Here is a 12,702-nt window from a genome sequence, read left to right as displayed (position 1 = left end):
TAGAGCGAGCCGCCACCCGGTTTTGTGATGAAGCAGCTGTGTTATGCATGCCGCCGGTAAAGTTATGCAAATATTTGCGGCCCTGAGCCTGCCAGGTATGCCGTGAAAGCTATCAAATAAATAGCGCACCAGTCCGCATGGCCGGTCACCGTGGCATAGGCTGAGGCCCTTTTCCAACACCTGCTTGAAGCGCCGACGCTGGCGCCGCAAAATGACACGGGACGCGATGCGCTGGTGCAGGCACCATCGATTGCGCCGCAGCGAAACCACGGCACCCCACGCCCTATGCAGGTCCACACGACATCCAGCACGCATGACCATGCGACGCCAAAAGCGCCGTCCTACAACCGAAGGGATTTTTAATGCTTCTCGCTTTCAATGCCCGAGTCCTTGCCCCCGTAGCGCTTGCCGCCTCATTGCTGTTGAGCGGCTGCGCCTCCGGCCCCAGTGCCCGCGCCGATTACGACCGCTCGGTCGACTTCAGCACATTCAAGACCTTCACCTTTGCCAAGCCACTGGGCACAGACAAAAACGGCTACCAAAGCATAGTCTCGCAAAACCTGATGGCCGCCACACAACGTGAACTCGAAGCCCGCGGACTGCGGCTGGCCGCAAGCGACGCCCAGTTGCTGGTGAACTTCAACGGCCGCCTGACACAGAAGCTGCAGGTCGACACCGTGCCCGTGGGTTGGGGTATGCAAGGCGGCTACTACGGCTACCGCACCGGCATGTATGGCGGCTGGGCCAGGTACAACGACCAGACCATTGCCACACCGTACACCGAGGGCACGCTGAACATCGACGTGGTGGATGCCGCAGCCAAGAAGATGGTGTGGGAAGGTGTGGTCACCGACACCGTGACGGAAGCCGATCTGAACAACGTGCAAGTCCCCATCAACGCGGCGGTGGCGGCGGCGTTCAAGAAGTTCCCCATCCAACCACCGGCGCCCAAACCGGCGGGGACGGCCGCACCCACCGGTGGTGGCGGCTACTAGGCGTACTGCGCAAGCACTACGCAAAAAAAGGGGCTGACCGCGTGATGCGGTCAGCCCCTTTTTTATTCAGCGCTTGAGCCGGCTCAAGCCGCGTTCAACTGCTGCTCCAGATCGTGCAGCACCTGGTAACAAGGCAATACGCTGGCCACGCTGGAATTCGGCTCGCGGCCTTCGCGGATGGCGGCGAAGAACTCGCGGTCTTGCAGCTCGATGCCGTTCATGCTGACGTCGACCTTGGACACGTCGATCTTCTCTTCCTTGCCGTTAACCAGGTCGTCGTAACGCGCAATGTAGGTCGCGCTATCACCGATATAGCGGAAGAAGGTGCCCAGCGGGCCGTCGTTGTTGAACGACAGCGACAAGGTGCAGATGGCACCGTTGGCGGCCTTGAGCTGGATGCTCATGTCCATGGCGATGCCCAGCGTCGGGTGGATAGGACCTTGCACCGCATTCGCCTTGACGATGGGACTGCCGGCTTGGTAAGCAAACAGATCCACCGTGTGCGCAGCGTGGTGCCACAGCAGGTGGTCGGTCCAGCTGCGTGCCTGGCCCAGCGCGTTCATGTTGGTGCGGCGGAAGAAGTAGGTCTGCACATCCATTTGCTGGATGTTGAACTCGCCAGCCTTGATTTTGTTGTGCACATACTGGTGGCTGGGGTTGAAGCGGCGGGTGTGGCCTACCATGGCCACCAGGCCGGAAGTCTTGGCTTGTGCAGCAACCGCCTGGCCGTCTTTCAACACATCACACAGCGGGATCTCCACTTGCACGTGTTTGCCGGCCTTCAGGCAAGCCATGGTTTGCTCGGCGTGCATCTGCGTGGGCGTGCACAGGATCACGGCGTCGACTTCCTTCAGCGCCAGCGAATCTTCGAGGTTGGTGGTGACGTGGCCGATGCCGTATTTGGCGGCGACTTCCTTGGTCTTTTCCAGATCACGGCTGATCAGCGAGACAACTTCCACGCCGTCGATGTTCTTGATGCCGTCCAGGTGCTTGATGCCGAACGCGCCGGCACCGGCGAGAGCTACTTTGATGGGTTTCATGATTATTCCTCGAGGATGAGATGGCCGACAGCCGTGTTGCTGGCTGGCACATGGTAGAAGCGGTGTTTGACCTTGGGTGCGGCGCCGCCGGCCAGGTCGCCCATGGCGCCGCGCGCGATCAGCCACATCACCAGTTCAATGCCTTCGCTGCCGGCTTCACGCACGTAGTCGATGTGCGGGATCTTGGCTGCACCTTCGGGGTCGGCGATCATCTGGTCGAGGAAGGCGTTGTCCCACTCGCGGTTGATCAGGCCGGCACGTGGGCCTTGCAACTGGTGGCTCATGCCGCCCGTGCCCCAGATGTGCACGTTCAGGTCTTCATCAAAACTTTCCACCGCCTTGCGGATGGCCTTGCCCAGGTTCAGGCAACGCTGGCCCGAAGGCACGGGGTACTGCACCACGTTCACGGCGAATGGAATGACCGGGCAAGGCCACTTGAAGTCGCTTTGTGGCGGCTGGCCACACATCAGCGACAGCGGCACGGTCAGGCCATGGTCCACGTCCATCTTGTTGACGATGGTCAGGTCAAAGTCCTGCTGTATCACCGACTGCGCAATATGCGAAGCCAGTTCCGCATGGCCCTGCACCACGGGCACGGGGCGCGGGCCCCAGCCTTCGTCGGCGGGTTGATAAGAGTCTGCAGTACCTATGGCAAATGTCGGGATCATGTCCAGGCTGAAGGCCGTGGCGTGGTCGTTGAAGACCAGGAAGATCACGTCGGGCTTGTTGTCCTTCATCCACTGCTTGCCGTACTCATAACCTTGGAAGACCGGCTTCCAATAGTCTTCCTGGGTCTTGCCCAGATCAAGTGCGGCGCCTATGGCGGGCACGTGCGAGGTGAAAACGCTGGCGGTAATTTTGGCCATTTTGTTATTCCTTATTTCTGCGCGGCGCGGCCTGCGCTGCCCTGGGGCTGACGATCTGCCTGCGCGTCGCCATGCTCACCAATGACGCGATTGCCTTCGGCCGAGCGGCCGCCGTGCACCATCATGTTGCGGTATTCCTCTTCCGTCATGCCGGTCATGGAGCCGGCCATCTGCTGGAAGCTCTTGCCGTCGGTGGCGCCGATCTTGGCCAGGAAGTAGATGTTGCCGCCAGCCGCGATGCAGCGGTTCAGATCGCGGGCCAAAACGGCCTGCTTCTGCTCTTCGGTCATGGCCCACTCGTCGAGGTAGGCACGTTCGTTTGCCTTGAAGCGCGCACGGTTCTCGGCCTTCATCAGCGACATGCAGAACTGGTTCAGGTGGTAGCCCTTGCGGCTTTGTTCGGCATCAAAAATGGTCGTGCCAGGCACGTCCAGATAGTTTTTGTTCAGCGACATTTTTACTTTTCCTCAGGCCAGTACAGACGCATGGGATTGTCCACCAAGAGCTTTTGTTGCAACTCAGGCGTGGTGGCAATGTGCGGAATGAAGTCGACCAGCAGGCCGTCATCGGGCATGTGATCCTTGAGGTTGGGGTGTGGCCAGTCGGTGCCCCACAACACGCGGTCGGGGAACTGCTCGACGATGCGGCGCGCAAATGGGATCACGTCCTGGTAGGCGTTCTGCTCGCCGTTCAAGGCCTTGGGGCCGGTCACGCTCAGGCGCTCGGGGCAGCTCACCTTGGACCAGACGTTTTTGTGTTCACGCATGAACTTCTCGAACAGCGCGAACTCGGGGCCATCCACGGGCTTGCTCACATCGGGGCGGCCCATGTGGTCGACCACCACGGTGGTGGGCAGTGCGGTGAAGAAGTCCCACAGTTCGGGCAGATCCACCGCTTCAAAGTAGATCACCACGTGCCAGCCCAGGGGGGCGATGCGCGAGGCGATTTCCAGCAGTTCGTCCTTGGGTGTGAAATCAACCAGGCGCTTGACAAAATTGAAGCGCACCCCGCGCACGCCGGCAGCGTGCATGGCCTGCAGTTCTTCATCGGTGACGCTGCGCTTGACCGTGGCCACACCACGCGCCTTGCCGTTGGAGTTGACCAGCGCATCGACCATGGCGCGGTTGTCGGCGCCGTGGCAGGTGGCTTGCACCACCACGTTGCGCGCAAAACCCAGGTGGTCACGCAGCGCGTAGAGCTGCTGCTTGGACGCATCACATGGCGTGTACTTGCGCTCTGGGGCGTAGGGGAACTCGGCGCCGGGGCCGAAGACATGGCAATGTGCGTCTACCGCGCCTGCGGGCAGCTTGAATTTCGGCTTGGCCGGGCCGTTGTACCAGTCCAGCCAGCCGGGGGTTTTGGTGAATGCGGGCGTATCCATTTAAAAGAAGTCCTGTCTCATTGATAAGCATGCAGCGCAGTTTTCATGTGGAATCTGCGGTGCCTTGAATGTGCCCGGGGCTGGGCTGGCTGTCGTTGATGCAGGGCAAAGACTGCCCTGCTTTTCATCAACGATGACGATGGTCGATGACTTAATCGATGTACTTCAGGCCGGCCTTTTCCAGCGGGCCACGCATGTTGTACATGTCCAGGCCGAGCACGCCGCCAGCGAGTTTGGCGCGTTTTTCGGTTTCCAGGTTTTCGCGCGCTTCAGCGGCATCGGCCACCTGCTGTGCCACGGCGGCGGGCACCACCACCACACCGTCGATGTCGGCAATGATCACGTCACCGGGGTTGACGCTCGCACCGGCGCAGACCACGGGAATGTTCACCGAACCCAGCGTGGCCTTGATCGTGCCCTTGGCATTGATGGCGCGGCTGAACACCGGGAAGTCCATGGCGGTGAGGTCTTTCACGTCGCGCACACCGCCGTCGATGATCAGGCCCTTGGCACCGCGCGCCTGGAACGAGGTCGCCAGCAGGTCACCAAAAAAGCCGTCTTCGTTGTCGGTGGTGCAAGCCGCCACCACCACGTCGCCGGGCTGCAATTGCTCGGCCACGACGTGCATCATCCAGTTGTCGCCGGGCTGCAGCAACACCGTCACCGCCGTGCCGCAAATCGCCGCTTCGTTGTAGATGGGGCGCATATAGGGCTTCATCAGGCCCACGCGGCCCATGGCCTCGTGGATGGTGGCCACGCCGAAGCGCGAGAGTTTTTCAACGGCGGCCTTGTCGGCACGCACGATGTTGCGCTTGACGATGCCCAGGTTGTTCATGGGAGTGCTCATGTTCGGTCTCCTGATAGTGAATGTGTTGGCTTACAGGCCCTTGGCCTTGAGGATGGCGTCCAGGCGCGGGAACACGCGGCGCGTGTTGCCTTCGTAGATCTGGTAACGATCGCCGTCGCTCAGTATCTTGCTGGCTTCGATGTAGCGCTTGGTGTCGTCGTAGTAGTTGCCGGTCTCGGGGTCAATGCCGCGCACGGCGCCAATCATTTCCGAGGCGAACAGCACGTTCTTCACCGGAATCACGGTGTTCAGCAGGTCTATGCCGGGCTGGTGGTAGACGCAGGTGTCGAAGAAGATGTTGTTCAGCAAGTGGTCTTGCAGCAGCGGCTTCTTCAGCTCTTGCGCCAGGCCACGGAAACGGCCCCAGTGGTAAGGCACGGCGCCGCCGCCATGCGGAATCAGGAAACGCAGCGTGGGGAATTCCTTGAACAGATCGGACGTCAGGCACTGCATGAAGGCCGTGGTGTCGGCGTTCAGGTAGTGTGCGCCGGTGGTGTGGAAAGCCGGATTGCAGCTGGTGCTGACGTGGATCATCGCGGGGATGTCGTACTCCACCATCTTCTCGTAGATGGGGAACCAGGCCTTGTCGGACAGCGGAGGCGACTGCCAGTGGCCGCCGCTAGGATCGGGGTTCAGGTTGATGCCGACGTTGCCGTATTCCTTGATGCACTTTTCCAGCTCGGGAATGCAGGTCGCAGGGTCGACACCGGGCGACTGCGGCAACATGGCCACGGGCACAAAGTTGTCGGGGAACAGTTGCGAGACGCGGTAACAGAGTTCGTTGCAGATCGCCGCCCAGGTGGACGACACGTTGAAGTCGCCGATGTGGTGTGCCATGAAGCTGGCGCGTGGCGAGAACAAGGTCAGGTCGCTGCCGCGCTCGCGCATCAGACGCAATTGATTGGTTTCAATCGACTCGCGCAGTTCGTCGTCGCTGATCTTCAGGTCGGCCACTTTGGGCATCACGGCCGGATCCTTGATGCCGGCAATCTGTTGGTTGCGCCAGGTTTCCAGCGCCTTGGGCGCGGTGGTGTAGTGGCCGTGGCAATCGATGATCATGGTGTCTCCAGTTCAGCTTGCAGTATGTAAAAACGACTTCAAAAAATCCAGTCAATGTGCGGCCGCGCCACGCGCGGAAGCACCGCTCCCACCCTGGGTGTGCGGCGCTTCAGGGTGCGCCCACTGCTTGACCAGAAGGGCCGCAGCAGCGATCAAACCCGGAATCGCCACCACCGCAAAAATGCTGGCAAAACCCATCTGGTGCGCGGTCAGTTGCGCCACCAGGAAAGAGCCCGCAATGCCGCCAAAGCGGCCAATGCCCAGCATCCACGACACGCCGGTAGCCCGGCCCTGTGTGGGGTAGAACGCAGCGGCCAAGGCAGGCAAGGAAGACTGTGCGGTGTTCATGATGGCACCAGCCACAAAGACCATCAAGATCAACATGCCATCATCACCGATCAACTGGCCGACCAGGAACACGGCCAGCGCGGTGAGCGCAAAACCCAATGCAATCACACGGTTGGCGTTGAAGCGGTCCATCAGCCAGCCAAAGGCAATGGCGCCCACACCACCCAGCGGGAACAAGGCCGACACCAGCGTGGCCTTTTGTGGCGACATGCCGGCTTCCTTGAACAGGATGGGCATCCAGTTGATCAACGCATAAAAGATCACCAGGCCCATGAAGTAGGCCAGCCAGAGCATCAGCGAGCCGGTGCGGTAACGCGGGCTCAACACCACACCCAGGCCACTCTTGGCCGCAACGTCGGCGCGGGCTTCGGTCAGCACAAAACTGCTGGCATCGGCCACCGTGGCCGAGATGCGCGCCAGGATGCGGCGAATACGCTCCACCGGCTGGCCCTTGGCCACCATGTAGCGCACCGACTCGGGCAGCGTAAACAACATCACCACAAACAAGATCAGCGGCACCACACCACCCAGGTGCAGCACACTGCGCCAGCCCCATTGCGGAATCATCCAGGCCGCCAAAAAGCCGCCGAATGCCGCCCCCAGCGGAAAGCCGCAGAACATGGCATTGGTCAACATGGCGCGCTGGCGGTCCGGGCAGAACTCGCTGGTCAGCGTGACCGCGTTGGGCATGGCAGCACCCAGGCCAAGACCGGTGATGAAGCGCAGCACGGTCAGTTCCGTCAAGCTGTTGACGTAGCCAGAGGCCAGGCAGGCCGCACCAAACACAAACACCGAGGCCAGCAGCACGGTACGGCGGCCCAGGCGGTCGGCCAACGGGCCGGCGCTCAGGGCGCCACCGGCCAGGCCAAACAGCGCCGCGCTCAGCACCGGCGCCAACGCGGGTTTGCTGACGCCCCATTCGCCCACGAGCGAAGGCGCGATGTAGCCTATGGCCGCGGTGTCGAAACCATCGAGCAGCACCACCATGAAACACAGGCCGAAGATCAGCCATTGGTAGCCGGAGAAACCATGGGTGTTGAGAAACACCTGCACATCGGTAGGGGAAGTGGTCTTGGCCGACTTCATTGCGCGCCCCCGAAAGCGGTCAAAAACAGTGGCGCGCGGCCAAACAAGACGGCCACGGCAAAGCACGGACCGAGAGAAAAAGAGGCTGATTGCATGAACGGAAATTCTAGGGATAGCCCTGATACAGCGCCCACGGCAATGCCACTATCTACTAGAACAAATTTAGATAGCTGATAATTGGATATCAAAAACTTAGCAAGCTTCGCGCCAAGGGCCTGCCCTTGATTGCCGACTCAAAAGCCCATGGACCTGAAGCAGATTGAATCCTTTGTGCGTGTGGCCGAGCTGGGCAGCTTCACCCGCGCGGCCACGGCACTGGGCATTCCACAGCCGCTGCTGAGCCGGCACGTGCGTATGCTCGAAGTCGAGCTGCGGCAAAACCTGCTGCTGCGCAACGGCCGCGGCGCCACGCCCACCGAGGCTGGCAAGGTGCTGCTGGAGCATGGCCGCGGCATACTGCACCAGGTGCAGCGTGTGCGTGATGAACTGGGCCGCCTGCGCGGCGCGCTGGAGGGCCGGGTTGCCATCGGCCTGCCGCCTAGTGTGGCCAAGGTGTTGACGGTGCCACTGACACGTGAATTCCGCGTGCGGCTGCCGCAGGCGGCGCTGTCCATCACGGAGAGTTTGTCGCTGGCCATGCAGGATTCGCTGGTCAGCGGCCGGCTCGACATCGCCCTGCTCTACAACCCCGTGGCGACACCGGGCGTGGAATGTATGCCGCTGCTGGAAGAACCGCTGTTTCTGGTGCAGCGGCGTGACGACAGCTGCGCCGTGGCCGATGCTGGCGGTATCAGCCTGCGTGCCCTGGCGGCCTTGCCGCTGGTCATTCCGACGCGGCCCAACGCCATCCGCACCATGGTTGAATCGGAGTTGGCCAATATAGGCTGCGAGCCCAGGATTGCGCTGGAGATCGACGGCGTGCCGGCCATCCTGGATCTGGTGGCCGACGGCGCCGGCAGCGCGGTGTTGTCCATGAATGCGGTCATCACCTCGGGCCAGGCGGACACCTACATCACCCGCCCCATACACGAACCGGCGCTGAAGAGCCAGTTGTGCATCGCCGTCAGCGCCCAGCGCCCGACCACCGCCACCCAGCGCGCAATGCTGGAGCTGATACAGGAACTGGTGCCCGCCTGGTTGGCGCCGCGCGCCGGCTAGGCCTCGCACACCCGCCAAAAACAAGCGGCCTAACGCCAGGCGCTGCCAACCTGGATGTAGCCGGCATTACCCTCTGGTCCGCGCGCGAAGTCCAGGCCCACCCAGATCCCGAGCTTGCGGGCGATCAGGTAACGCGCCCCTACCCCCTTGCTGACGGCAGAACCTACATCACCGAACTCGGAGTTGCGGCCCCAGGCACGGCCGGCCCCGATGAAGCCTACGGCCGCCCAGCGCGGTGTGAAGTCCCAGCGCACTTCGGTCTCCACCACCGTAGTGTTCTGGTCTTGGTAACGCGCGGCCGGAATGCCGCGCATGTCGATGAAGGGCAGCATGTAGAACGGCACTTGCCCGCGTGCGCTGCGGCCATCCAGGCGCCCCGCCAGCACCACCGATTTGCCCACCGGCCAATAGGAAAACACATGGCCGCGGTAGCTTTGGAAGGTGGTGGCACTGCCCCAGTCGGGGTCGTAGAACATGGCATCCACAGCACCGGTCCAGCCGCTGCTGGGGGTGAAGATGTTGTCGCGCGAATCGTGCTCCAGCGTCACCCCCAGGCCCGAGGCCTTGTGTGTGGCGTCGTTCGGTTGCAGCTTGGCATTGGGCTTGCCGCTGATGTCGAGTTTGCTGCTCAGGTCGAGATAGATCCAGCGCAGCCCGAACCAGTTGTCGGTGTGGCCCAAGCGGCGCAGCACCTGCTGGCTCGACACCCAGCCGTCGAGTGAATAATCAATGCCCCTGGAGCCGTTGACTCCGCCGCCCGAACCACCGATGCCGTAATAGGCCAGGTTGACGTTGGCCCGGCCAATGCCACCGCGGTATTTATAGCGGCCCTCGTCAAAACTCACCATGCCGCCGGCAAAAGCCGCCTTGGTGCCGTTCTCGGTTGCGGCAGCGCCAAACACCCAGATGTCGGGCGGAATGTTCAAGCCCGTCTCCTTGGCTTTCTGCGCCGTCTCCGCCATGGAATTGCGCAAGAACATGAAGGCGACGCCGCCGCCGTAACCCACGGCGGGCTCGGTGATCACGATGGGAATGGGCAGAAAACCCTTGCGCTCGACCAGCCAGTCGGACATATCGAACTGGCCGTCCTCGGCGTCGGTAAACCCTTCCAGCATGGCCCATGCGGGCTGGCACAACCCGCCAAGCAGCCACAACAACACAGCAGCGCCAGCCGATGCGCGCAATCGATTCATGGAGTCTCTCCCTTCAGGTCAACGGCGACATCGACAGTTTTCATGCTTGGCTCATCGGCGCCGGAACCCGCCGCCGTGGAAGCCACCGCCATGAAAGCCGCCACCACCGCCACCAAATGTGTGGTTCATGCCACGCGAGGAATTGCGCAGCCCTTCGGCACGCTCGTCGCCCATTTGCCTGGCGCTACGGTCCTGGTCCAGGTGCGCCGGTTGTTGGGGACTGGAACCCAAGCCGCCCGTGGCCTCCCGCGTGGCCTGCCCTTGTGCAGCACCTGGCACACCTTGCCAGCCGCCGTCCGGGGTGAACTTCTGCCAGCCCTCGCCGGTGTTGCGGTAGACGTTGCCGTCTTTGCCCGCATAAACGTCGTCGCCAACGTGGCCCACATGGCCGCCATCGGCCCCGGTGGCGCCACCGAAGCGCGTCACTTCCCCGGTGTTCTGGTTGTAGAAGGCGCCACGGCTTCCCGAAACCTGGTTGCCATTAAAGGCATTGCCCACGGTGCCGCGCTCACCCACGATGGCACTGCCACCGGGGCCCACCGCACCGCCGCGTGCACCGGCGGCATAGTTGCCGCTGTAGATATTGCCCACCGCGCCGCGCTGGCCGGCCGAAGCAATGCCTGTGCGCGAGTTGTAGGAGGCGCCTACCTGGCCAGCCCATTCGTTGCCGGTCCAGGCGTTGAAACCACCACCCACACGCGTCACACTGGCGCGGTTACCCCACTGCGAATAGATATTGCCCGAATAACCCGCCCAGCCGCCCGGCCCCCAGGCCACGGCACCGCCGCCTGAGCCCCAGGCCACGCCCCAGGCCGGATAAGCCCATGGTCCCCAATACGGATACGGGCCCCAACCCCAACCCCAGGCAACTGTCGCCGCGCCCCAGAACCAACCAAAACCAAAACCCACGGCCCAACCGCTCCAGGGGGTGTAGGTCACGGCTGCGGCGTAACCATAGGTAGGCGAGGCGCCATACCAGACCGCCCCGGTCCAAGGGTCGTAAACATAGCCGGTGCCATAGACCACCACCCCCGTCAGCGGATCGATATAGGTGCCTTGGTAACCGGGTGTGAAGCCCACGTAGACGGTCCCGTTATGGACCGAATAAATGGTCACGAAGGTCACGTAATACAGCGCTGAGCTTGGCGGAATGGTGTAGATGGCTGCGGGCACAGAAGTCGCCACGACCCATGGTCCGCGCACGGCGGCGGCGGTAAACCATACACCGTTCTGCAACGCATAAAAGCCGCTAGCCCCCACACGGATGATGGGCGTGGCGGTGTTGGCCACGTATTCCAGGCTGGTGCCAGCAATGGACTGGAGCATGGGCTCACCATCAAAACGCGGCGGTGTGAGCTGGGTGCCTTCAATCTTCACCGCAGCGGTTTGTGGCACGGTCACGGCCACGGCGGCCTCGCGCGCCTGAGGGGTGCCGGCCACCGAGGCCAACACGTTCTCCACCGCACTGTCATCGGGTATCTTGGCAAAGTCGGCCGGCAAGGTATTGGCCGCCACAAACTGCCACGGACCTTGCTCATTCGGCGCCTTGAACCAGCGACCCGACACCAGGATGTAGGTCTGGTTTTCTTTGATGGATTTGAAGATACGCCCGGTGGTGTTCTCCACATACAGCAGCTCGGTGCCGGCAATCGGCACGTAGCGTGGCTCACCTTCGGTCACCAGCAACTCGGTGGGTGTGCTGGTGGTATAGACCACCGGCACCAGTTGCTTGAGTGATGGTGCGGCCTTGTCGGCGGCAATCTGGCCCGTCAGCGGGTCGATCAAATGTGCGTCCGAGCTTTGTTTGAACGCCGCCGCCAGGCTGGTGGCCGGGTTCTCCAGCACCGTCCACGGGCCAGCCAATGTGGTGGCCTGCATCCAGCCGTCAAACACCTTGAGGTAGTGGGTGCCGGTGCTGTCGCGCAGCACCAGCGGGCGGGTATTGATCACACGTTCATAGGGCAGGCCCTGCAGCGCCCGGTACACCGGCGCGCCGTCTATGCTGACCAGCAGCGCCGGCGAGCGCGAGAACACAAACCGTGGCGGCTCATTGCGCAGCGGGTGGCGTTCACCGGCTTTCACCGCGCCGGAGATCGCCATCTGCGCCTCCAGCCGATCGAGTGCGATGCTGCGCGATTTGCCGTTCATGTCCGCGGCAATTGCATCGGCCCAGCGCTTGGCGTCGGCCGCCGAAACCGAAGGAAAGTCGGCCCTCTGTATCACCGCCTGGTCTATGGTGACCACGCGTGTGCCCTTGTCGACCAGGGTGCGCGCATCCAGCGTGAGGATGCCGAAATGGGTCGACGGCTTTTCTTTGCCCACCTGCACCTGCACCGCCAGGCGAGCATTGAGGCTGATGCCGTCCCAGGCGTCGAGTTGGGGCGCGTAAATGGTGAGCGTGGTGTTGCCCAGCGCCAGGCTGCGCGGCCATGGCGCCTCGCCACCAATCGAGGCAGTGGCGGCGCTGCTGGAAGCATTGGCGCCGCTGGCGGTGGCCGCAATTGCAATGCTGCCTGCAGCCGCTGCAGCGGCCAGGCCCGTGGCAGCACACACGACCCGAAAGAAACGCAAAGTTTGCAATGTTTTTTTCATGTAGCCCTCGGCTGAACAATCGCCATCAATCTTCCGATGGCTCAGGATTGGCACCCGCAGGTGCAATTCTTGACAGCAGCTGTCGCGTGTGTATTCACGTCCGCCCCAGGTGTGACATGACACGCGGCCTCGCCTGC

Annotated in this window: 11 protein-coding genes; 2 read left to right on the top strand and 9 right to left on the bottom strand. The window is 62.4% G+C overall.

All coding sequences use genetic code 11. The features are described from left to right. Positions 1–362: 362 nt before the first annotated feature. Positions 363–995 carry a DUF4136 domain-containing protein gene (locus tag ACFQ95_RS01250; RefSeq protein ID WP_422828968.1) on the top strand — a complete coding sequence of 211 codons (633 nt, stop codon included), beginning with the start codon at positions 363–365 and terminating at the stop codon, positions 993–995. Between the two features lie 83 nt (positions 996–1,078). Here ACFQ95_RS01250 and ACFQ95_RS01245 read toward each other — a convergent pair whose 3' ends face one another. The 7 genes from ACFQ95_RS01245 to ACFQ95_RS01215 all read right to left on the bottom strand — a co-directional run bounded on the left by ACFQ95_RS01245 (position 1,079) and on the right by ACFQ95_RS01215 (position 7,622). Continuing rightward, positions 1,079–2,035, bottom strand: a complete 957-nt coding sequence (locus tag ACFQ95_RS01245) for a Gfo/Idh/MocA family oxidoreductase (protein ID WP_422828967.1) — start codon at positions 2,033–2,035, stop codon at positions 1,079–1,081. 2 nt (positions 2,036–2,037) lie between these two features. Further along, entirely contained in the window at positions 2,038–2,901 is an 864-nt protein-coding gene (locus ACFQ95_RS01240) for a class III extradiol dioxygenase subunit beta (protein ID WP_422828966.1), read from the bottom strand. 11 nt (positions 2,902–2,912) lie between these two features. Continuing rightward, positions 2,913–3,356, bottom strand: coding sequence for a protocatechuate 4,5-dioxygenase subunit alpha (gene ligA, locus ACFQ95_RS01235; protein ID WP_422828965.1), 444 nt, complete (start codon positions 3,354–3,356; stop codon positions 2,913–2,915). A 2-nt stretch (positions 3,357–3,358) separates the two neighbouring features. Further along, positions 3,359–4,282, bottom strand: a complete 924-nt coding sequence (locus ACFQ95_RS01230; RefSeq protein WP_422828964.1) for an amidohydrolase family protein — start codon at positions 4,280–4,282, stop codon at positions 3,359–3,361. Between the two features lie 151 nt (positions 4,283–4,433). Continuing rightward, complete coding sequence (gene ligK, locus ACFQ95_RS01225; RefSeq protein WP_422828963.1) at positions 4,434–5,129, bottom strand: 4-carboxy-4-hydroxy-2-oxoadipate aldolase/oxaloacetate decarboxylase; 696 nt, start codon at positions 5,127–5,129, stop codon at positions 4,434–4,436. A 30-nt stretch (positions 5,130–5,159) separates the two neighbouring features. After that, the gene (locus tag ACFQ95_RS01220) at positions 5,160–6,188 is read right to left on the bottom strand and encodes an amidohydrolase family protein (RefSeq protein WP_422828962.1); all 1,029 of its coding nucleotides are present in this window, start codon (positions 6,186–6,188) and stop codon (positions 5,160–5,162) included. Between the two features lie 51 nt (positions 6,189–6,239). Next, positions 6,240–7,622 (bottom strand): MFS transporter, encoded by a 1,383-nt coding sequence (locus tag ACFQ95_RS01215; RefSeq protein WP_422828961.1) that lies wholly within the window; start codon positions 7,620–7,622, stop codon positions 6,240–6,242. Positions 7,623–7,865: 243 nt separating this feature from the next. On the opposite strand from ACFQ95_RS01215, the gene ACFQ95_RS01210 reads away from it, so the two are divergent. Then, complete coding sequence (locus ACFQ95_RS01210; protein ID WP_422828960.1) at positions 7,866–8,780, top strand: LysR family transcriptional regulator; 915 nt, start codon at positions 7,866–7,868, stop codon at positions 8,778–8,780. A 29-nt stretch (positions 8,781–8,809) separates the two neighbouring features. On the opposite strand, the gene ACFQ95_RS01205 is transcribed toward ACFQ95_RS01210, so the two are convergent. Continuing rightward, the gene (locus tag ACFQ95_RS01205; RefSeq protein WP_422828959.1) at positions 8,810–9,973 is read right to left on the bottom strand and encodes a glyceraldehyde-3-phosphate dehydrogenase; all 1,164 of its coding nucleotides are present in this window, start codon (positions 9,971–9,973) and stop codon (positions 8,810–8,812) included. A gap of 51 nt (positions 9,974–10,024) precedes the next feature. Then, a complete protein-coding gene (locus ACFQ95_RS01200) occupies positions 10,025–12,565 on the bottom strand; it encodes an autotransporter (protein ID WP_422828958.1) in 2,541 nt (846 codons plus the stop codon). Positions 12,566–12,702 lie beyond the last annotated feature (137 nt).

Origin of the sequence: Variovorax sp. HJSM1_2 (assembly GCF_049316285.1) — a bacterium.
Lineage (GTDB): Bacteria > Pseudomonadota > Gammaproteobacteria > Burkholderiales > Burkholderiaceae_C > Rhodoferax_B.
This window is presented reverse-complemented; position numbering and strand designations above follow the sequence as displayed.

Coding starts and splice junctions, on each gene's coding strand:
- ACFQ95_RS01250 (WP_422828968.1), top strand. CDS start 363: ATGCTTCTCGCTTTCAATGCCCGAGTCCTTGCCCCCGTAGCGCTTGCC.
- ACFQ95_RS01245 (WP_422828967.1), bottom strand. CDS start 2,035: ATGAAACCCATCAAAGTAGCTCTCGCCGGTGCCGGCGCGTTCGGCATC.
- ACFQ95_RS01240 (WP_422828966.1), bottom strand. CDS start 2,901: ATGGCCAAAATTACCGCCAGCGTTTTCACCTCGCACGTGCCCGCCATA.
- ligA (WP_422828965.1), bottom strand. CDS start 3,356: ATGTCGCTGAACAAAAACTATCTGGACGTGCCTGGCACGACCATTTTT.
- ACFQ95_RS01230 (WP_422828964.1), bottom strand. CDS start 4,282: ATGGATACGCCCGCATTCACCAAAACCCCCGGCTGGCTGGACTGGTAC.
- ligK (WP_422828963.1), bottom strand. CDS start 5,129: ATGAGCACTCCCATGAACAACCTGGGCATCGTCAAGCGCAACATCGTG.
- ACFQ95_RS01220 (WP_422828962.1), bottom strand. CDS start 6,188: ATGATCATCGATTGCCACGGCCACTACACCACCGCGCCCAAGGCGCTG.
- ACFQ95_RS01215 (WP_422828961.1), bottom strand. CDS start 7,622: ATGAAGTCGGCCAAGACCACTTCCCCTACCGATGTGCAGGTGTTTCTC.
- ACFQ95_RS01210 (WP_422828960.1), top strand. CDS start 7,866: ATGGACCTGAAGCAGATTGAATCCTTTGTGCGTGTGGCCGAGCTGGGC.
- ACFQ95_RS01205 (WP_422828959.1), bottom strand. CDS start 9,973: ATGAATCGATTGCGCGCATCGGCTGGCGCTGCTGTGTTGTTGTGGCTG.
- ACFQ95_RS01200 (WP_422828958.1), bottom strand. CDS start 12,565: ATGAAAAAAACATTGCAAACTTTGCGTTTCTTTCGGGTCGTGTGTGCT.